This window comes from Photobacterium sp. GB-56, from assembly GCF_003026105.1.
GTDB lineage: Bacteria > Pseudomonadota > Gammaproteobacteria > Enterobacterales > Vibrionaceae > Photobacterium.
Genome location: NZ_PYNW01000009.1, coordinates 153,237 through 175,015 on the forward strand (window position 1 = coordinate 153,237; position 21,779 = coordinate 175,015).

At 42.1% G+C, this 21,779-nt stretch carries 13 protein-coding genes, 1 tRNA gene and 3 rRNA genes; 13 read left to right on the top strand and 4 right to left on the bottom strand.

All coding sequences use genetic code 11. From position 1 onward, the window contains the following. Positions 1-92: 92 nt before the first annotated feature. The 13 genes from rsmC (at position 93) to C9J42_RS13840 (ending at position 20,648) form a co-directional block, all read left to right on the top strand. Positions 93-1,115, top strand: coding sequence for a 16S rRNA (guanine(1207)-N(2))-methyltransferase RsmC (rsmC, locus tag C9J42_RS13780; RefSeq protein ID WP_107287486.1), 1,023 nt, complete (start codon positions 93-95; stop codon positions 1,113-1,115). A gap of 298 nt (positions 1,116-1,413) precedes the next feature. Then, positions 1,414-4,800 (top strand): response regulator, encoded by a 3,387-nt coding sequence (locus C9J42_RS13785; protein WP_233217742.1) that lies wholly within the window; start codon positions 1,414-1,416, stop codon positions 4,798-4,800. A 781-nt stretch (positions 4,801-5,581) separates the two neighbouring features. Beyond that, on the top strand, positions 5,582-7,258 hold the full coding sequence (locus C9J42_RS13790) for an ABC transporter substrate-binding protein (protein WP_107208595.1): 1,677 nt from the start codon (positions 5,582-5,584) through the stop codon (positions 7,256-7,258). A gap of 148 nt (positions 7,259-7,406) precedes the next feature. Beyond that, positions 7,407-8,393, top strand: coding sequence for an ABC transporter permease (locus tag C9J42_RS13795; protein ID WP_107208596.1), 987 nt, complete (start codon positions 7,407-7,409; stop codon positions 8,391-8,393). 2 nt (positions 8,394-8,395) lie between these two features. Next, on the top strand, positions 8,396-9,439 hold the full coding sequence (locus C9J42_RS13800; RefSeq protein WP_107246750.1) for an ABC transporter permease: 1,044 nt from the start codon (positions 8,396-8,398) through the stop codon (positions 9,437-9,439). Further along, positions 9,439-10,410, top strand: a complete 972-nt coding sequence (locus C9J42_RS13805) for an ABC transporter ATP-binding protein (RefSeq protein WP_045130276.1) — start codon at positions 9,439-9,441, stop codon at positions 10,408-10,410. The genes C9J42_RS13800 and C9J42_RS13805 overlap by 1 nt, the downstream gene beginning before the upstream one ends. A gap of 30 nt (positions 10,411-10,440) precedes the next feature. Beyond that, positions 10,441-11,436, top strand: coding sequence for an ABC transporter ATP-binding protein (locus C9J42_RS13810; RefSeq protein WP_005369743.1), 996 nt, complete (start codon positions 10,441-10,443; stop codon positions 11,434-11,436). Positions 11,437-11,546: 110 nt separating this feature from the next. Then, entirely contained in the window at positions 11,547-13,283 is a 1,737-nt protein-coding gene (locus tag C9J42_RS13815) for a glycoside hydrolase family 9 protein (RefSeq protein WP_107246752.1), read from the top strand. Next, positions 13,276-14,160, top strand: coding sequence for an N-acetylglucosamine kinase (locus tag C9J42_RS13820; RefSeq protein ID WP_107260550.1), 885 nt, complete (start codon positions 13,276-13,278; stop codon positions 14,158-14,160). The genes C9J42_RS13815 and C9J42_RS13820 overlap by 8 nt, the downstream gene beginning before the upstream one ends. A gap of 9 nt (positions 14,161-14,169) precedes the next feature. Beyond that, positions 14,170-16,098, top strand: a complete 1,929-nt coding sequence (locus tag C9J42_RS13825) for a beta-N-acetylhexosaminidase (protein WP_107287487.1) — start codon at positions 14,170-14,172, stop codon at positions 16,096-16,098. Between the two features lie 41 nt (positions 16,099-16,139). Then, entirely contained in the window at positions 16,140-18,545 is a 2,406-nt protein-coding gene (locus tag C9J42_RS13830; RefSeq protein WP_107287488.1) for a GH36-type glycosyl hydrolase domain-containing protein, read from the top strand. A gap of 62 nt (positions 18,546-18,607) precedes the next feature. After that, positions 18,608-20,020 carry a phosphoglucomutase/phosphomannomutase family protein gene (locus C9J42_RS13835; protein WP_107208602.1) on the top strand — a complete coding sequence of 471 codons (1,413 nt, stop codon included), beginning with the start codon at positions 18,608-18,610 and terminating at the stop codon, positions 20,018-20,020. 241 nt (positions 20,021-20,261) lie between these two features. After that, a complete protein-coding gene (locus tag C9J42_RS13840) occupies positions 20,262-20,648 on the top strand; it encodes a hypothetical protein (protein WP_107246756.1) in 387 nt (128 codons plus the stop codon). 402 nt (positions 20,649-21,050) lie between these two features. Here C9J42_RS13840 and C9J42_RS13845 read toward each other — a convergent pair. The 4 genes from C9J42_RS13845 to C9J42_RS13860 form a co-directional block, all read right to left on the bottom strand. Further along, a tRNA-Asp gene (locus C9J42_RS13845) sits at positions 21,051-21,127 on the bottom strand. Positions 21,128-21,160: 33 nt separating this feature from the next. Next, positions 21,161-21,276, bottom strand: a 5S ribosomal RNA gene (rrf, locus tag C9J42_RS13850). A 47-nt stretch (positions 21,277-21,323) separates the two neighbouring features. Beyond that, a 5S ribosomal RNA gene (gene rrf / locus C9J42_RS13855) occupies positions 21,324-21,439 on the bottom strand. 166 nt (positions 21,440-21,605) lie between these two features. Then, a 23S ribosomal RNA gene (locus tag C9J42_RS13860) occupies positions 21,606-21,779 on the bottom strand; the annotation flags it as partial.

Consider the following 21,779-nt stretch of genomic DNA (forward strand, 5'->3'; position numbering starts at 1 on the left):
TCTTCCTCTCTACTGCTGATTTCTTTTCAACGGCACATAATTATGGAACAATTCGCTCCCAAATTTATGATGTCTACATTGAGGCCAGTTACATGTCTTATTGCGCCGCGAGCCAGGTTGTTGCTCGTCAATCTGAGTTTTTTGAAAACCGTAAAGTCCTTATCGCTGGCGAATTAAGTGATACCTTCGCATCAGAGCTATCTCAAATCGCTCAAACGGTATCGGTATTTACCACAAACTATGGCTTCTACTCAGATATTGAACGTTTTAATAATGTAAGTAGTTACTTCGGTGCTGAATTAACAGAAACATTAGATATCGATATGATCCTGCTTTACTGGCCTAAAGCAAAAGCAGAAGCTGATTACTTGTTAACCATGCTACTGAATAAGTTCGGTACTGGCGTTGAAATTTGTATCGTTGGTGAAAACCGCTCAGGGGTTCGCAGTGCAGAAAAGCTCTTTGCAGAATATGGCCCACTGAACAAATATGATTCGGCACGTCGCTGCAGTTTTTACTGGGGACGTTGTGATAACACGCCAAAAGCCTTTAATTTATCAGATTGGTTCCGTAGTTATCCTATCGATATTGCAGGCGTACAACTTACTGTTCGCTCTTTACCTGGCGTATTTAGCCATGGTGAGTTTGATAAAGGCTCAGAATTACTGCTTAACAATCTGCCTAAATTACACGGCAAAGTATTAGATTTTGGCTGTGGTGCTGGTGTGATTGGCGCGGTGATGAAAGCTAAATACCCCACTATTGATTTAGAGCTGTGTGATATCAGTGCGTTAGCCATTGAATCGGCAAAAGAAACATTTAAGGTCAATAACCTTGAAGCGAGTAAGTTCACCGCTACCGATGTCTATAAGACGTTAACGGGCCCATACCAGTTCTTGATCAGCAACCCACCGTTCCATGCTGGGTTAAAAACGTTTTATGCCGCAACTGAGCTATTTATCAATGATGCGCCGCAATACCTTAGCCATAACGGTCAACTCGTCATTGTCGCCAACAGCTTCTTACAATATCCGCCATTAATTGAAGCAAGCCTTGGTGAGTGCAACATTACGGCAAAAACAAATAAATTTAATATTTACGCCGCAACTAAATAACCGTTAATTTATTTTAACGGAACATTTATCTAAAGAGGGACATTGTTGTCCCTTTTTTATAATCAAAACTCCGTCAAAACCGTTAATTCTGTGTTTTACAACACGCTTCATTATCGCTGTACTTGATCACTTCAAATAAGTCAGTATAAGCAGTATTATATTAATATATATGGACTTAGTGATTTCTAACGAACGGAAAAATTGTCAAAAACGTTACTTTTAAAACGTTTTATAATTTAACGTTAGTCACTGTTCCTCAATCCAAATCGAACGATAATCATTTTATTCAGGCACCGGAATGCAGAATACCAAACGATTTAAACGTCTCCAACATACGCTAATGTTGGCCTTTATTGTGCTTAGCATCACACCTTTGGTTTTATCTGCCCTATATTTTCTAAACTCTCATACCAAAGATCTTGCTGAACAAAGTATCAATCACTTAGCTTCTTTACGTGATAATAAGCAAAAGCAGCTTTATAGCTTTTTCGCAGCGAAAGAATCTGAGGTGAAGAGTTTCGCTCGCTCTGAATTATCGAATAACAGTGGCGGTCGTTTTTATGGCTTAGTCGGTGCTTACCATCAACTCGGTGACATAACACAGCAACTTGCATCTCAAGGACATGCTCATTATTTCTCGCAAACCCTTACCCAAAAAAATGAGTCCCATAATAAAACGACTTATGTAGGACATGAGCGCTATCGTTTGATGTATAAGCGCTACAACGCTGTTTATAAAGAGTATTTAAAACGCTCTGACTTCAAAGATATCATGTTAGTTGATCGTTCAGGCAACGTGGTTTACTCCGTTCACAATCACCAGTTGTTTGGCGTCAATTTACTTACCAACGCCCTAGCATCGCCAGCTTTAAAACAAACCTTTGAAGCGATTACTGCAAAAACCAAACAAAGTCAGGCTAAACCTGATCAAGTACCGGTTACTTTTACCGATTTTAGTCAATCTGCAAACACAGACGACACAACCGCATGGTTCGCCGCCCCGATCATTCAGCAAGGCTATTTGCACAGTTACGTCTTTATGGAGTTAAGTAATAAAGCGATTTCTGAGCTTATTCAAGACCTTGGTAATAATGCGAACTACGTTCAAACTTTATTGATTGGTCAAGATCACAAACTGCGTTTCGCGGCAGAAACAGGGGTTCCCACAACGTTAAAAAGTGAAAGTATCAGGGAAGCACTGGCTGGCAAATCAGGCGTGGGTAGCTTTAAAAACTACGATAACATTTCAGTATTGAGTGCCTTTTCACCACTCGATATCCTTAACAATAAATGGGCACTAGTCGTTGAACTACCCGAAAAAGAAGCCTTTGCTCGTATTACTGAATTAGAAAAAATATTTGGTGTGGCAATGATCAGCGCGATTATTTTGGTGATCTTTGCCTCTCACTTATTGTCTAATTCAATTACCGCCCCCTTACTGCGGTTAACCTGGGCGGCAGAAAAAGCCTCTGGTGGCGATTTAGACCAAGTCATCGAAGGTACTGAACGTAGTGATGAAATTGGTCGTCTGGCGATAAGCTTTTCACGTATGCAGCGCTCTATTCGCGAAAAAATAGGTTTAATTAAAACTCAAAATGACGAATTAGAACAAAGCCTTAAGATTATCAAGCAGAAAAACAATGAGCTACAGACAGCAGATAAACTTAAAGATGAATTCCTTGCAACCACATCTCATGAATTACGCACCCCACTTCATGGCATGGTGGGCATTGCAGAATCTTTACTTGCTGGAGCGAATGGACCCGTAAAAGATTCTCAACGTCGTCAGTTAGAAATGATCATCAATAGTGGACAACGTTTAACTAACCTTGTCGATGATTTGCTGGATTATCACAAAATGCGTTATGGCGATTTAGATATCCATCGCCATGCGATTGATCTGTCAGCCGCGGTGAGATTAGTACTGGAGCTTTCTAGTCACTTGCTTGGTAACAAACCGGTAAGGATCATTAATCAAATTCCTGCAGATTTGCCACTCGTTGATGCCGATGAGCAACGTTTAGAACAAGTACTTTATAACCTTGTCGGTAACGCGATTAAGTACACATCTGAAGGTAAGATCATTATCTCTGCCACAGTATTAGAACAGCAATTACGTGTACAAGTCGTCGATACGGGGCAAGGTATTCCAAGTGAGCAGCTAGAGCATATTTTTGAGCCCCTCATTCAAGCAAACTCAAATTCGACCAACTACCGACAAGGCGCAGGTCTAGGTTTATCAATTAGTCGTCAACTTATTGAATTAATGGGCGGGCGCTTATATGTAAGTAGTCAGCCTATGATTGGCACTACCTTTAGCTTTACCTTAAACCTTGCAACCAAAGAGCAGATCAATGCGATATCTAATGACTCTATACTTCAGCACTTCCAAGTACCGGCATTAGATTCCAGAAGTTGTGAAAGCACCAATTTACCTGAAAACCCTGAAGGTGATCTTATTCTCGTGGTTGATGATGAACCCGTAAACCTTCAGATTTTAAATAATTTTCTCCGACTTGCTGGCTATCGAGTAAAAACAGCAGAGAGCGGTCATCAGGCATTAGATATTGTCCAACAACAACGTCCAGATCTGATCTTACTCGATATTATGATGCCGGAGATGAGTGGCTACGAAGTCTGCACCCTATTAAGAAAGCAATACTCGATTTTTGAATTACCAATAATGATGTTGTCTGCATTAGGGCAAATTCAAGACCGCATCAAAGGCTTTGAGTGTGGGGCTAATGACTACTTAACTAAACCTTTTAATAAAGAAGAGTTAATTGCTCGTATTCAAGCTTACCTGCAAGCCAGTAAGACTGAACATGAAAAGCAAAAGAACCAAAGCTTACAGCAAGAAATTTATCGTCGAGAGCAAGTAGAAATCAGCCTAATAGAAGCACAAAGCCGCTTGCTAGGGCTTCTTGACACGACCAGTGAAGCAATTATCTGTGTACAAAGTGAAGGTCGTATTCGCTATGTTAATAGTGCCGCTGGTAAGTTATTTAAACGCTCACCAGAGCAACTTGAGCGCCATACTATTTCGGATATTATCGCCACAGAGCTACCGATAGGTATTAACGACAGCCACCATTACAATGGCAAGTTGAGCTTCGTTATAAATGATGAGATCCAAACATTATCAACCGACATTATTAACCTTCCTGAAGAATCAGGACTTAAACAAATGTTTGTTTTTGATAACCAAGGTCCTTCGGCAGATCATCGTATAGGCTTACTAGAAAATGCCGTTGATATGTTGTCAGAGTTTGCTTTTAACGGCGACAAGAATAACTTACAGCAACTCAGAGAGCTTGGTGGTGAATTCACACGCTTGGCTGATAAGCTGGATGGTAGCGGACAAAATAAAGGGGATATTATTCGTCAACTTATGGTTGAGTCGATGACGATGACGCTTTCATTATGGGAAAATGACGCCAAGAAAACCAAATTTGAATTAGCAGAGGAAAGTGGATTGTGGCGAGTGTATCTTGATCGCAGCACCTTACAAACACGTACTCTTGATAAATATCTACATATCGATACGTTACCCAAGACCCCACGTTGGCGTACAGTGCTCAACACCATGGATTACGTTCTAGAGCGCTGTACTCAAACAACAGTAGAGCGCCAACATGTAGTGGCAATGCGAGACAAACTACACCATACAATTAGTACCAGCTAATTAAGTCTTATTACATCCTAAATATCAAGGCTCTTACGGGAGCCTTTTTTATGCCAGTAAAATACAAACGTCAAACCATCCTTCTTATTATCTCTTTAGCATTACATCCATAAGTAAATATTCACGTCAGAAGAGCCTCACCTAGCAGCATAACGATATGGCCTTTCTTACGAAAATTTATTCTTATTCACCAGATGAAACTGTTATTTTTAACAAGAAAATATCACATTAAAAACCATAAAAATGACATCAGTCACACTCTATATTTTGGCTATTTTTAAAGCAATTTAAGCTATTTAAGCTCCATAATGATAGAAGAGGGAATTAGTTTTTGTTTATGAGAAGCGAATCACAACAAACATTGACGATAAATTTTACACACGGAAATAACGACTCAAAAAACACACATTACATAAAAAAAACCAAACGAAAACAATAAAAGCAAATAAAAACAACAAGTTAAGATTAGACCAATTCAAAGCATTATTTCACCACCGATAGATACAAATGTGATGTAACACACATTTAACATCTACTCAACAGTAACAACAAAACCTAAAATTAACGTTTTTGACGTTGTTATTGGTTATTTTGACAATTTTGACGGGAAGCTTGATTGACGATTTATCCATTACAGCGAATATTTAACGCACTGAGAGCTTACAAGGCCATTCACCGGTTCAGCGTTACTCAGTTCCGATGAAGTAAGTTCAAGGGCTCCAATGATGGAGCAAACTTTAATTTCCATTAAGTGAAACAGAGCAAAGAGTAAGGAACAGCTATGCTTGCCAATATTAACAAAACTAAGTTAGCACTTGCCGTTGTTGCAGCAGCAACCGCTTTTACAGCACCAGTAGCGTCTGCAGCAGAGAAAAGCCAGCTAACAGTCGTACCAGACTTTTACCCTACAATGGTACGTAACTTTAACCCATTCCTAGCTACAAACCTTCGTACTACGACTGAATTCGTTTACGAGCCATTGGTTGTTTTCAACCAAATGAAAGGTAACGAGCCAGTAATGCGTTTGGCGAAAGACTACTACATGTCTGACGACCTAATGCAAGTAACGTTCGAAATCCGTGATGGCGTTAAGTGGTCTGACGGTAAAGCGTTTTCTGCTGATGATGTAGTTTATTCTTTTGACCTACTTAAGAAGAATCCAGAACTAGATCAACGTGGTATCAACAAGTGGGTTAAATCAGTTAAGCAAGACGGTAACAAGGTTATCTTCGATCTAACTGAAGCGAACTCGAACGTTCCTTTCGAAATTTCTTTCGTACCAGTAGTGCCTAAGCACATCTGGAGCAAAGTTGAAAACCCAACAACTTTCACTAACGAAAATCCAGTAGGTACAGGTCCGTTTACTGAGATTGATACATTCACTCCTCAGCTATACGTTCAATGTCGTAATCCTAACTACTGGGATAACGACAACCTAGAAGTTGACTGTCTACGTGTTCCTCAGATCGCGAACAACGATCAGTTGCTAACAAAGATCATTAACTCTGAGCTAGATTGGACTTCATCGTTCATTCCAGACATCGACAGCACTTACGCTGCGGCAAACCCAAATCACAAATACTGGTACCCAGCTGCGGGCACTCAGTCATTCATGTTGAACTTCAAGTCGCCAAAAGATGGTAACAAAGAAGCGATCAACAATGTTGATTTCCGTCGTGCGTTCTCAATGGCTATCGACCGTCAAACAATCATCGACATCGCATTCTACGGTGCAGGTATGCCGAACGATTACGCATCGGGCTTAGGTGATGGTTTCAAAACTTGGTCAGATGAAGCGGTACACAACAAGTACAAAGCATTTAACACATACAATGTGAAAGGTGCTAAAGAGCTACTAGCGAAAGCAGGCTTTAAAGATACTGATGGCGACGGTTTCGTAGAAACACCAACAGGTAAGAAGATCGAACTTACAGTTCAGTCTCCAAACGGTTGGACTGACTTCAACAACACTGTACAGCTAGGTGTAGAGCAGCTTCAAGAAGCGGGAATTAACGCGAAAGCAAGTACACCTGACTTCGCTGTTTACAACGAAGCGATGCTAAACGGTACTTACGATGTAGCTTACACAAACTACTTCCACGGTGCTGATCCACACCTATACTGGGATAGCGCGTACAACTCACGCCTACAATCTGGTGAAGGTATGCCTCGTTTTGCAATGCACTACTTCAAGAATGCAGAGCTAGACTCGCTACTAGACAGCTTCTACAAAACAGCTAACAAAGATGAGCAGTTGAAGATTGCTCATAGCATCCAGAAAATCATTGCTGAAAATCAAATCACGATTCCAGTGATGTCTGGTGCAAACAACTTCCAATACAACGAAACTCGCTTCACTGGTTGGTGGAATGAGAAGAACCCTCAAGGCCGTCCAATGGTATGGGCTGGTGTTCCTGAGCGTCTACTTCAAGTACTGGATCTAAAACCAAAAGCATAATATCTGCTTAATATTTGCGGTGCACGCCTTGTGCACCGCCTCTTCCCCTCAATCCTTTCTTCTATAAAAGGTATGGCGCCTTGCGTCAGGGGGTTTTACGTCCTGAATTCAGCTCAGGAAGGCAAGCTGGATGTGTAAGGTGTGAGTTATGGGATTTTTTCTACGTCGTTTATCGTTTTATTTTATCGCGCTGATTTTCGCGGCAACGCTAAACTTTATTCTTCCGCGTGCAATGCCTGGTGACCCAGTTACCATGATGTTCGCGAACGCAACCGCACAGGTAACCCCTGAGCGTATTGAAGCCATGAAAAAGCTATTAGGCTTTGTTGATGGTCCAATATATGAACAATACTTTTCTTACCTAGCTAACGTGTTTACGTGGAACCTAGGTACCTCAATCAAATTTTATCCACTATCAGTTAATGAACTGTTAGGTGGCGCTGTAGGCTGGTCACTATTTTTAGCTGGCTCAGCTGTAATGCTTTCTTTCTGTATTGGCTCTGTACTAGGTATTTTTGCGGCATGGAAACGCGGCAGTACTTATGATGCATTCATTTCACCAGGTATGTTGGTTATTCAAGCAGTTCCACCGGTTGTAATTGCAATGCTTGTGATGTTCACCTTTGCTATCGGCTTGCGTTGGTTCCCTACAGGCAATGCATATACGCCGGGCGTTATTCCTGACTGGTCAAGCTGGGCTTTCTACAAAGACGTGCTTTACCACGCAGCACTACCACTATTCTGTGCCACAGTCATTCAAATCGGCGGTTTCTTGATCAATATGCGTAATAACATGATCAACCTGCTAAACGAAGATTACATCACAATGGCAAAAGGTAAGGGCTTAAGTGAAAACCGTGTGGTATTTAACTACGCAGCACGTAACGCAATGCTACCAAGTGTAACAGCACTTTCTATGGCCCTAGGTATGGCGATTGGTGGTCAGTTAATTGTCGAAATCATCTTTAACTACCCAGGTCTTGGTACCGTAATGCTTAATGCTATCCACTCACGTGATTACCAAGTTCTTCAAGGTCAGTTACTTATTATGACTATGTTCATGCTGTTCTTTAACTTCATGGCCGACATCCTGATCGTTGTGCTAGATCCTCGCCTACGTAAAGGAGGCAAATAATTATGAAAGCCTTATTTAAATTATTATCTGGTAACCCTAAGGCTATGTTTGGCCTTAGCATCATCACTATTTTTATTCTAGGGGCTATTTTTGCTCCGCTGATTACACAGTTTTCACCAGACAAACGAACAGGAAAACCTCATGAGTACCCTGCGTTTGTAGTAAAAGCAGCACAAGATAATCCAGACGGTTGGATCGCTGAAAACTTAGCTGATAACAAGCGTCGTCTATTAATGTCCAAAGATGCAGAGCACCTACTAGGCACATCTCGTATGGGTCGTGATATCTGGTCTCAGCTAGTATATGGCGCGCGTACTTCACTAGCGGTAGGTTTTGGTGCAGGTTTAATGGTGTGTTTCCTAGCAACCATCATTGGTATTTCAGCAGGTTATTTTGGCGGTAAAGTCGATGAAGTCTTAACCGCTGCGATGAATATCATGTTAGTTCTACCGCAGCTCCCCTTACTGTTTGTTATCGCAGCCTTTATTGGTCAAACAGGTCCAATGACCATTGCGGTGGTTATTGCCATGACCTCCTGGGCATGGGGCGCACGTGTTGTCCGAGCGCAAACCTTATCACTGCGTGAAAAGGAATTTGTAAAAGCAGCAGAAGTATTAGGTGAATCCTCATGGCGTATTATCTTTGTTGAGATTCTACCGAACCTAATCTCAATCGTTGGTGCAAGCTTCATCGGCTCGGTAATGCTTGCCATCATGACTGAAGCAACACTGTCATTCTTAGGCTTAGGTGACCCGAACTCAGTAAGCTGGGGTGTGATGCTGTACAACGTACAAACATCATCTTCAATGTTAGTTGGCGCTTGGTGGGAGCTATTAGCACCATGTATTGCACTAACACTGATTGCTATCGGTCTTGCGATGCTTAACTTTGCTGTTGATGAAATTGCCAACCCGCAGTTACGTTCACACAAAGGCATGCGCCGCTGGAAAAACTTAGCAAAAGAAAATGCTAAGAATGCAAAAGAAGAAAAAGAAGCAAACGCTGTGGACGCTCCTCAGCCAGCCCTACAAGGGGGAGATAAATAATGACCAATCCACAAATCTCAATTCGTAACTTGTGTGTTGATTACATTACAGATGCCGGTGATGTTCGCGCAGTAAATAATGTCAGCTTTGACATTGGTAAAGGTGAGATATTCGGTCTTGCAGGTGAATCAGGCTGTGGTAAATCCACTGTTGCCTTCTCACTGATGCGTCTGCATAAGCCGCCAGCATTCATTACCGGTGGTGAAGTAATTTTTGAAGGCCATGGTGACATTTTAAAGAAATCGGATATGGCAATGTCAGCCTTCCGTTGGAGCGAAATGTCGATGGTGTTCCAAAGTGCAATGAACGCTTTGAACCCTGTATTAACCATGGAAGAGCAATTTTGTGACGTAATCATGCGCCACACTAATATGTCTCGTCAGCAAGCAGTTCGCCGTGCTGAAGGCCTATTAGAAATCGTTGATATCCACCCTAGCCGTTTACGTGATTACCCTCACCAGTTTTCTGGTGGTATGCGTCAACGTTTGGTCATCGCGATTGCTCTTGCGCTAAATCCTAAGATGATCATCATGGATGAACCAACAACAGCACTTGATGTTGTGGTTCAACGTGAAATTCTACAAAAGATTTACGCATTAAAAGAAGAATTTGGTTTCTCAATCCTATTCATCACTCATGACTTGTCATTAATGGTCGAGTTCTCTGACCGTATCGGCATCATGTATTCAGGTGAATTAATTGAAGTTGCCCCTTCTAAGCAAATTCTAGAAACACCGTTCCACCCATATACTGAGGGCTTGGGTAGCTCATTCCCTCCTCTAACTGGTCCAAAAACAAAGTTAACAGGTATTCCTGGTAACCCATTGAACTTACTAGAAGTACCACAAGGTTGTCGTTTCCAAGCACGTTGTAGCAAAACAACCGATGCTTGTTTTAAAACACCAACCCAGCTGACACAAATTGAACCAGGACGTTTATCAAACTGCCACCTATTCACTAAACGTGGTTAATAAAATAATAGGCAGTATTTAGGAGGCATTATGAGCAAACCTGTCGGAAATCCAATTATTGAAGGTAAAAATCTAATTAAAGATTTTTCCGTTAACAGTAATTCATTAAAGAAATCAAAGATGCGTGCAATCAACGACGTGTCTTTCAAAATGTACAAAAGTCGTGGTCTTTCAGTTGTTGGTGAATCAGGTTCTGGTAAATCAACGACTGCGAAAATGATTGCAAAAATGTACGCGCCAACAGATGGCACAATTGAATATTTTGGTCGTGATATCCAGTCAATCACTAAACATGATGACTTAATGAATTACCGCCAAGGTGTGCAAATGGTATGGCAAGACCCATTCGGTTCTTTAAACCCTACTCATACTATTTTCCACCATATTGCTCGTCCGTTACTGATCCACAACAAAGTGAAGTCAGGCAATAAAAAAGAGCTAGAAGAAACGGTTTACAACCTACTAGAACAAGTTGGCTTGATCCCACCAAAGGAGACAGCTGCGAAATTCCCCCACCAGCTGTCTGGCGGTCAACGTCAACGTGTTAACTTAGCGCGTAACATTGCGGTGGGTGCTGAAGTCGTACTTGCTGATGAGCCAACCTCAATGCTCGATGTTTCTATCCGTGCAGGTGTACTAAACCTGATGGAAGAAATGAAGTTTGAACGTGAGATGGCACTACTATACATCACCCACGATATCGCAACAGCACGTTACATTGCTGAAGATCTAGCGGTTATGTACGTTGGTCACATGGTTGAATGGGGCGATACGGAAGAGATCATTCACGATCCACAACACCCGTATACCCAATTACTTGTATCAGCAGTTCCAGATCCAAGTAAGTCTATTCATGAAAAACTAAAAGGTAATAAAGGCGAGATCCCGCTATGGACGCCAGAAAGCGCGGGTTGCCCATTTGCAGGTCGCTGTACTCACGTTACCGATAAGTGCCGTGAAAAACTTCCAGGTGTGACTCAATTATCTGACAATCACTTTGTACGTTGTTACTTATACGAAAATTAATAATAGCTCGTTACTAAAAACGACTTATCTGCGTTATTGGTCGCCTTAGCTGTTAAATGGTGGTTTCACAATGCTGAAACCACCTTTATTTGGCGACACTAGGAGGATCCATGCAGCTGTTAACTAACCATCTGGGCTATGAGCGTTTCAACGTAAAACACGCTTTATTACAAACCAACTCTCAGACTTTAACCGGTACTGCAGAACTTGTTTGTAACCAGACGAACACCACTATCATGCAGCTGCCATTACATGCCTATGACAACATAGCACAATGGCATACCGGTAATATTTACCTTATTGATTTCTCTTCTTGCCAACAACTTGGTGAGTTCCGTATTCGCTACGCAAACAGCGAATCAACTGTTTTTACCATTGCTGAAGGTGTGTTAATGCAACAAACCTTTAGTGATGTTCTGCACTACTTTAAATCTCAACGTTGCAGCGGTATTTTCGATCAAGCTGATAAAAATGCAGCTGTACTCAATTCAGATCAAACCGTAGACGTTCACGGTGGTTGGTATGATGCATCAGGTGATGTAAGTAAATACCTAAGCCATTTATCTTTTAGTAATTTTTTAAATCCACAACAAACCCCAATGATTGTGTGGAACATGCTAAAAGCCTATGAAGAGTTAGATCAGCAAGACGATATTGCAGACTTTACTCGTGTACGTTTACTTGAAGAAGCCACTTTCGGTGCCGATTTCTTACTGCGCATGCAACACGCGCAGGGCTATTTCTATATGACGGTATTCGACAAATGGAGCAAATCCCCGCAACAACGTGACATTTGTGCTTATTCAACTCAAGAAGGCATCAAGTCAGACGATTATCAAGCCGGCTTCCGTCAAGGTGGTGGGGTTACCATTGCAGCATTAGCAGCGCTTTCTCGTATTGCTCAACTAGAATCAAGCACTCGCTTAGGAGCGTTTACTGGCATCGAGACCGAGCGATACCTTCAAGCGGCTGAACTTGGCTATTGGCATTTAAAACAACACAATACTGAATACTTAAACGATAGTACGGAAAATATTATAGATGAGTATTGTGCCTTATTAGCCGCCGTTGAGTTATTCCGTAGTACTTCCCAAGATCGCTATTTAGTAGAAATGCGTGAGTGGGCTACACGTTTGGCTAAGCGTCAAATGTCAGATGAGAATATTGAATATTTCTGGTCTGCGACTGAAAACGGCGAACGTCCTTATTTCCATGCCGCTGAAGCAGGCCTTCCTGCCATTGCTCTGATGCAATATTTAAGTGCAGAAACGGATCCCAATTTCAAAAAGCCAATTGAACAAGTGTTATGTAACGCGCTTAATTTTGAGTTAGCGATTACAAAAGAAGTGAATAACCCATTTCACTACCCTCGCCAATACACTAAAGCTGTCGATGGTGAAAAGAAAACGGCTTTCTTTGTTGCCCATAACAATGAGTCAGGTTACTGGTGGCAAGGCGAAAATGCACGTCTCGCGTCATTAGCAACCATGGCTTTTATGGCACAGAACTATGTTCAAGATCCAACATTACGTCAAGGCTTAATGCAATTTGGTCAACGCTCACTTGACTGGATAGTTGGTTTAAACCCGTATGACATGTGTATGTTAGATGGTCATGGTCATAATAACCCAAATTACTTACCTCACTTAGGATTCAGTAACGCCAAAGGCGGTGTTTGTAACGGCATCACATCTGGCTTTGAAAACGAAGAAGACATCGCATTCAACCCTAATGGTCAAAAAGACGATATGCTGCAAAACTGGCGCTGGGGTGAACAATGGATCCCACATGGTGGCTGGTACTTACTTGCAATTACGATGCAATTTAAGGAGCGTTGTCATGGCTGATATTCGTTACTTAGTGGGCGTTGACGGCGGTGGTACATCTTGCCGTGCACGCATCTGTGATCTCGATGGTAATACTTTAGGTGAAGCAAAAACGGGTAGTGCGAATATTCTATTAGGCAGTAGCGTTGCTATGGCATCGATCAATGATGCGATAGCAACTGCGGCCAGCCAAGCAAATCTTAATAATAGCCATTTTCGTTATATGTCAGTAGGCCTAGCACTCGCAGGCGCTGAACAACAAGAGGCTTGGTATAACTTCATGAAACAGCCTCATCCTTACGGTGCCATAACATTAAATACCGATGCGTATGGTGCTTGTTTAGGTGCTTGGGGAGGTAAAGATGGCGCGATATTAATTGCTGGTACTGGCTCTTGTGGGATCTTATTAAAAGATGGTCAACAGCATGTGGTTGGCGGTCGTGAATTCCCGATTTCAGATCAAGGCGGCGGTGCTGTTATGGGTCTGCGTTTGATTCAACAAGTACTATTAAGTGTTGATGGTATTGTTGAACAAACACCGCTTGCTCGCTCTGTACTCACATATTTTAATCATGATATCGACAATATCGTATTGTGGTCAAAAGCAGCGCGCCCTTGTGATTATGGTCAATTTTCACCGAGCATTTTTGCCCATGCAGCACAAGGCGATAAACTCGCGATAGATATGCTATCGCAAACAGCGCGAGATATAGAAATGTGGATGAATGCATTAGTTGTGCGTGGCGCTGACAAAATTTGCCTCATGGGCAGCATTGCAGAACGTATTCATGCATGGTTAGTACCACCTATGCAGCAACGTATAGCAACACCACAAGGTGATGCTATGGATGGCGCGATTGCTATGGCACGTAGTAATCACGATTTATATAAACTTTAAGGGGGAATGATGAGTTACCGCCTTGATTTAACTGTAATCGATAAAAAAGAAAACGAATCTCGTTTTGCATTAAGCTTACATAATTTAACCGATACTCCACTACAAAATTGGTCATTACATTTTTTGTTTAATCGTTTCGTTAGAGCCGAGACGTTAAGCAAAGGCGCTATCAGCCAAACGGGGAGTTACTGTACATTAACAGCCACGGACAATTTACCTGCAAATGGTCTTTTTTATACCGAGTTCACGGTCGGTACTGCACCATTTACGCTTTATGACGACGGTATTTTAGATGCATTTATCTCATTAGCATCAACCGCTGAGTACATTAAGCCGTTAAAAGTCGACATCAGTACTATCAATCTTGATCAACCTGCTGTTGAACGCTACAACACACCGCTACCCGTTAAAGCGGCTGATATTGCTTTGATCCCTAAACCTAGCAAGATAACGCAACTACAGGGCTCTTTTCATATAAATCAACATACTGCCATTTCAACACCACCCACATTAGCGCAAGGTGCAGTAAATTGGTTACAAGCAGAACTCAATACCTTATTGAATGAACACGTGCCGGTTAATCAGCAAGGCAACATTCATTATACTGTAAATAAAGACCTTGTAGATGAAGGCTATCGCTTACTCGTTGAAAACGATAACGTCTGGATCCAAGCTAATTCAGCATCTGGTTTTGTCTACGCAACTTCAAGTTTACTTCAATTAATACCAAGTAAACCATCGCATCAAGCTGATAGCACTTACCAGATCCCAATGGTAGATATTAATGATAAACCGCATTTTGGTTATCGCGGTATGATGCTCGATTGTGGTCGCCACTTTCACCCTGTTGAGCGTATAAAACATCTTATCGATCAATTAGCACGCTACAAATTTAATACGTTTCATTGGCATTTAACCGATGACGAAGGCTGGCGCGTTGAAATTGATGCCTACCCTGAACTCACCTGTATCGGTGCTTGGCGTGGTCCAAATGAAGTGATCGCTCCACAATTTAGCCACATTGCTCAGCGCTATGGTGGATTTTATTCAAAACAAGAAATTCGTGATGTCATTGCGTATGCCGCTGATCGTGGGATCATGATCATTCCGGAAATAGATATCCCTGGCCACTGTCGTGCTGCTATTTTATCACTCCCTGATTTGTTGATTGATCCAGATGATAAATCTGTTTATCGCAGCATTCAAAACTATAACGACAACATCTTATCGCCTGCACTAAAAGGCACTTACAGCTTTATTAGCAATGTACTTTCGGAAATATGCGATCTATTCCCCGCACCTTTCGTTCATATTGGTGCAGATGAAGTCCCTGTCGGTGTTTGGACAGATAGCCCTGCTTGCCAAAAATTCATGGCAGAGCATGACTATCACGATCCCAAAGAACTGCAAGGGCACCTATTACGTTTTGCCGAAGAAGTACTAGAAGGTAAAGGTAAGCGCATGATGGGTTGGGAAGAAGCAACCCATGGTGAGAAGGTCAGTAAAAATACCATCATCTTCTCATGGCAAAGTGAACAGGCTGGATTGGAATGTATCCAAAAAGGCTACGACATTGTGATGCAGCCAGCACAAGCGACGTACTTAGATTTAGCTCAAGGCTACTCGGCAGATGAAGCAGGTGTTGATTGGGCTGGAAAGTTACCCCTCGATAAAGTTTACAATTATTACCCACTCAGTGATCTCGCCGAGGAAAACTCTGAGCGGCAGCACATTTTAGGCATTCAAACCGCCCTTTGGTCAGAATTAGTAAATAACCAAAGCCGATTTGAATATATGATTTACCCCCGCTTACTGGCAGTCTCGGAGATTTGCTGGAGCGACCCTAAATATCGTAACTGGGATGACTTCAAAGCACGTTTAAAAGGTCAACTTAGCTACCTGGACAAGGCAGGTATTAATTACCGCCACTGTGAATAACCACGCACAGTAGAGTGAAATTTTTTAAGGATTAAAAAGCAATGAAATACGGTTATTTTGACAACGACAACAGAGAATATGTTATCACTCGTCCTGATGTCCCAGCACCATGGACAAATTACTTAGGTACAGAGAAATTCTGTACAGTAATTTCACAAAACGCAGGTGGTTACTCATTCTACAAATCTCCAGAGTATAATCGCGTCACGAAATTCCGCCCAAATGCGACATTTGACCGCCCAGGGCACTACGTATACCTTCGTGATGATGCGACAGGTGATTACTGGTCAATCTCATGGCAACCAGTAGCAAAAAGCCTAGACGAAGCATCGTATGAAGTGCGTCACGGTTTGTCTTACTCTAAATTTAAGTGTGACTACAACGGCATCGAAGCAACCAAAACATTATTCGTACCAAAAGGCGAAGATGCAGAGGTTTGGGATGTTGTGATTAAAAACACGACAGATGAAGTGCGCACTATTAGTGCATTCTCATTTGTTGAGTTCTCTTTCAGCCACATTCAATCTGATAACCAAAACCACCAGATGAGCTTGTACTCAGCCGGCACATCTTATGAAGACGGCGTGATTGAATATGATCTTTACTACAACACCAATGAGAAAGAAGGTTTCTACTACCTAGCTTCTACATTTGATCCTGATAGCTATGATGGTCAACGTGACACTTTCCTTGGTGCTTACCGTGATGAAGCTAACCCTATTGCGGTTGAAAAAGGACGTTGTTCTAACCACGTACAAACCTGTTACAACCACTGTGGCTCACTACACAAGCAATTCACTATCCAACCGGGTGAAGAAGTACGCTTTAGCTACATCCTAGGTGTCGGTAAAAACGAAGGTCAACGCCTACGTAAAAAATACCAAGATGTCGCTGCAGTCGATGCTGCATTTGCTGAAATTAAAGAACACTGGAACAGCCGTTGTAACAAGTTCAAGGTGACATCACCGAACGAAGGTCTAGATACCATGATCAACGCATGGACTCTATACCAAGCTGAAACATGTGTGGTTTGGTCACGCTTCGCATCATTTATCGAAGTGGGCGGTCGTACAGGTCTTGGTTACCGTGATACCGCACAAGATGCAATCTCTGTTCCTCACTCAAACCCAGAGATGACACGTAAGCGTCTTGTTGACTTACTACGTGGTCAAGTTAAGGCAGGTTACGGCCTACACCTATTTGATCCAGATTGGTTCGATCCAGACATGGCTGATGTTGAGCCATCAAAATCACCAACAGTTGTTCCAACCCCAAGTGATGCAGATAAGATCCACGGTATCGAAGATACCTGTTCTGATGACCACCTATGGCTAGTACCAACAATCTGTAAGTACGTAACAGAAACAGGTGAAGAGAGCTTCATTGACGAAGTGATCCCATACGCTGACGGCGGTGATGCATCTGTTTATGAGCACATGAAAGCCGCACTCGATTTCTCAGCAGAATACGTAGGCCGAACCGGTATCTGTAAAGGTCTTCGTGCAGACTGGAATGACTGTCTAAACCTTGGTGGCGGTGAGTCAGCAATGGTGTCATTCCTTCACTTCTGGGCATTACAAGAATTCATCGAGCTTGCTAAGCATCAAGGTAAAGACGCAGATGTTGCTAAATACACTGAAATGGCAGCAAACGTACGTGAAGCGTGTGAACAACACCTATGGGATGACGAAGGTGGCTGGTACATCCGTGGTCTAACAAAAGACGGTGACAAGATCGGTACAGCGCAACAAACTGAAGGTCGTATTCACTTAGAGTCAAATACTCTAGCTGTGCTTTCTGGTATGGCATCACAAGATCGTGGTGAGAAAGCAATGGATGCCGTTGATGAAAACCTATTCTCTGAATACGGTCTACACCTAAATGCACCATCATTCGCAACCCCTAATGATGATATCGGTTTCGTTACGCGCGTATATCAAGGCGTGAAAGAAAACGGTGCAATCTTCTCGCATCCAAACCCATGGGCATGGGTAGCTGAAGCGAAACTAGGTCGTGGTGATCGTGCAATGAAGTTCTACGATGCACTTAACCCATACAACCAAAACGACATCATTGAAAAACGTATTGCAGAACCTTACTCATACGTTCAGTTCATCATGGGACGTGATCACCAAGATCACGGTCGTGCAAACCACCCATGGTTAACAGGTACATCTGGTTGGGCATATTTTGCCGTAACTAACTTTATCCTAGGTGTACAAACAGGCTTTGCAGGTCTAACTGTTAATCCTTGTATTCCAACAAGCTGGCCTGGTTTTGAAGTGACTCGTGAATGGCGTGGCGCGACTTACAACATTAAAGTTGAAAACCCAAATGGGGTAAGTAAAGGCGTTAAATCTATTACGCTAAACGGTGAAACAGTCGAAGGCGCAATTGCTCCTCAAGCTGAAGGCACAACCAATACTGTTACAGTAGTAATGGGCTAAAACGGTTAGGGAGGTGTATTCACCTCCCTCTTTTTATTTGAGAGAGAAATAGGAGTTCCTCCATGATTCAGTTTGGAACAGGTGGATGGCGTGCCTTCATTGGTGAAGAGTTTACTCAAGCAAATGTACGCTTAGTAGCTCAAGCCCTTGCTAACATCATGATCAAAGAGTCAGTCACTGAAAATGGTTTCATTATTGGTTACGACCGTCGTTTTCTATCCGATAAAGCAGCAACGTGGTTTGCTGAAGTTTTAGCGGGTAACAACATTAAATGTAGCTTCATCGATAAGTTCGTACCAACCCCTGTTGTGATGTTTAAAGCAAAACAAACAGGTGCGACATATTCAGCTTGTATTACTGCGTCACACAATCCAGCAGATTACAACGGCATAAAAGTCTTCATTGAAGGCGGTCGTGATGCGGATGAAATCATTACTCAAAAGATTGAACAACAAATCGCAGTGTTAACCGATGCGGATGTAAAACGTGTTGACTTTGAACAAGCACAAAACGATAAGTTAGTTGAAATCATCAATCCAATGAACGAGTTCGTTGATTCAATTATTGATTTCATCGATATGGAAGCGATTAAAAAAGCGAATCTTCGCGTTCTTATCGATCCTATGTTTGGAGTGGCAAAAAATGCCCTGCAAACGGTCCTGATCAGTGCTCGCTGTGATGTTGACGTGATCAACGATAGTGAAAACCCTGGTTTTGGTGGTTTAATGCCATCGCCGAGTGCTGCAACGCTTTACCGTTTAAAGCATCTTGTCGCTCACGAAGGTTATGATATCGGTATTGGTACTGATGGCGATGCTGACCGTTTAGGTATTATTGATGAGAAAGGTAACTTTATTCACCCGAATGAAGTACTACTTCTACTTTATTACTACATGCTTGAATATAAAGGCTGGAAAGGATCGGTAGTACGTAATATCGCAACCACCCACCTTTTAGATAAAGTTGCAGAAGCTTATGGTGAGAAATCATTTGAAGTGCCAGTAGGCTTTAAGCACATTAGCTCACAAATGGAAGCTGATGATTCTCTCATTGGTGGAGAAAGCTCAGGTGGTTTAACAATCCGTGGTCATATCAAAGGTAAAGATGGTGTATTTGCATCAAGCTTACTGGTCGAAATGATCAGCGTGACAGGTAAGAAGTTATCTGAATTACTTGATGAAATTTATGGGCGCTTTGGCTATGCCTACACAGCAGAAGGCGATTGTACCTTTAAACCTGCTGAACGTGAGCGTCTGTACAACAAGATCTATGTAGAAAAAGCATTGCCTGATTTTGACTATGAAATCGAAAAAGTAAGCTATGCCGATGGCGCTAAAGTTTACTTTAAAAATGGCGGTTGGGCGATTGCACGTTTCTCTGGTACTGAGCCATTACTCCGTATCTTTGTTGAAATGGAAGATCAACCACAGGCAGAAGCAGTACTTGCTCAATTAAAAGCATTCCTTTCTGTTTAAAAAACATAGCTGTTGTTTTAGCAGATCACACCGCTGATCTTTGCTAGAGGGTAACCATTCAGTTACCCTTTTCTTTTATATTTTGCCATTCTATTTACCTCCATATAAAAATTTGATATCGAGCCCATTTACAGTAATAACCCCATCTAAAAATAAAAATAGATAGCCCAATCACATAAAAATATCGATTTGAGGTCCATGATTAAAAGGCGTTAAATTTATCGCACTCAAGGAAATCGGTATGAAAAAGATTATCTTTAGTATCATAGCTATTGTTTTAGCTATACTTTTCACCGAACATTTCCACTCATTTACAGTGGGTTTTAGCCTTGCCATTGTCGCGGTAGGAATAAGCTATTTCATTGCTTATCAGGCAATTCGCCAACCTCAATATGTCATGAGCTACCTTGTACTTGCTGTACTGACAAAATTAGTTATCACTATCAGTGGCGTTATTTGGGTCTTTTCTAACAACGTTATTCATTCACCAATCACTTTCTTAGTGGCTTATACTGTTTTTTCAGCTCTCATTACCTACCTAGCATCACGTTACCGTGCATATCGTCGTGATCGTAGTGATAATCAGCAAAAGGAGATATTACATACAGGTCTCTATGAACAAATTTAAGGCATAACATTGAATAAGAGCAAGGAGGTAAATATAACCAACAACGATAGTATTACCAACGCTCAGAGCTTCACTTATTAAAGCTCAGATAAAGTAGGAAAGGAGGTCTCACATCATCTTAACTATTTTCAATGACAACTAAGTAAAACCAAAGCCCTGTGACTTCAAGCAGGGCTTTTTCATTAATAGATAATTAATATATTTACTAGACGAAAAAAGCCCCACTATGACTAGCGAGGCTTCTTTAGAAGTGACGGAGCGGACGCGACTCAGGTCTGACAGGCCGCTAAGATCTCCAATAAAGAGGCTAACCAACTGAACTGCCAACTCACTCAAATAAATTTAACTCATATATTGAAAATGTAAAAAAGCCCCAGTCTTTCGACTAGGGCTTAATATAAGTGGCGGAGCGGACGGGACTCGAACCCGCGACCCCCGGCGTGACAGGCCGGTATTCTAACCAACTGAACTACCGCTCCGCAGCGTGTCTATTCAGCATAATGCAATTTAGAACTTAGCAATGTCCTACTCTCACATGGGGAGACCCCACACTACCATCGGCGCTACAACATTTCACTTCTGAGTTCGGCATGGGATCAGGTGGTTCTGCTGCGCTATGGTTGCTAAGTAAATTCTTTAGCGTTCTTGTTATAACAACAAAAACTAAAATTTGAAGCCTGGCGATGTCCTACTCTCACATGGGGAGACCCCACACTACCATCGGCGCTATTACGTTTCACTACTGAGTTCGGCATGGGATCAGGTGGGTCCATAACGCTATGGTCGCCAAGCAAATTCGACGTGAAAGGATTCACTAATATCGCGATGCCATGGATGGCAAGGAGCGATGTGACCTAACACTAAACCTGGAAATTATCTAACTAGTGTTCTCTACACGTTCAAGTGTACTTGGAGTCCACGTTTCTCTTGACGAGATAAAAACCCCTTGGGTGTTGTATGGTTAAGCCTCACGGGCAATTAGTATCGGTTAGCTCAATGCCTCGCAGCACTTACACACCCGACCTATCAACGTTGTAGTCTTCAACAACCCTTTAGAGACCTTAAAGGTCTAGGGATGACTCATCTTGAGGCTCGCTTCCCGCTTAGATGCTTTCAGCGGTTATCGATTCC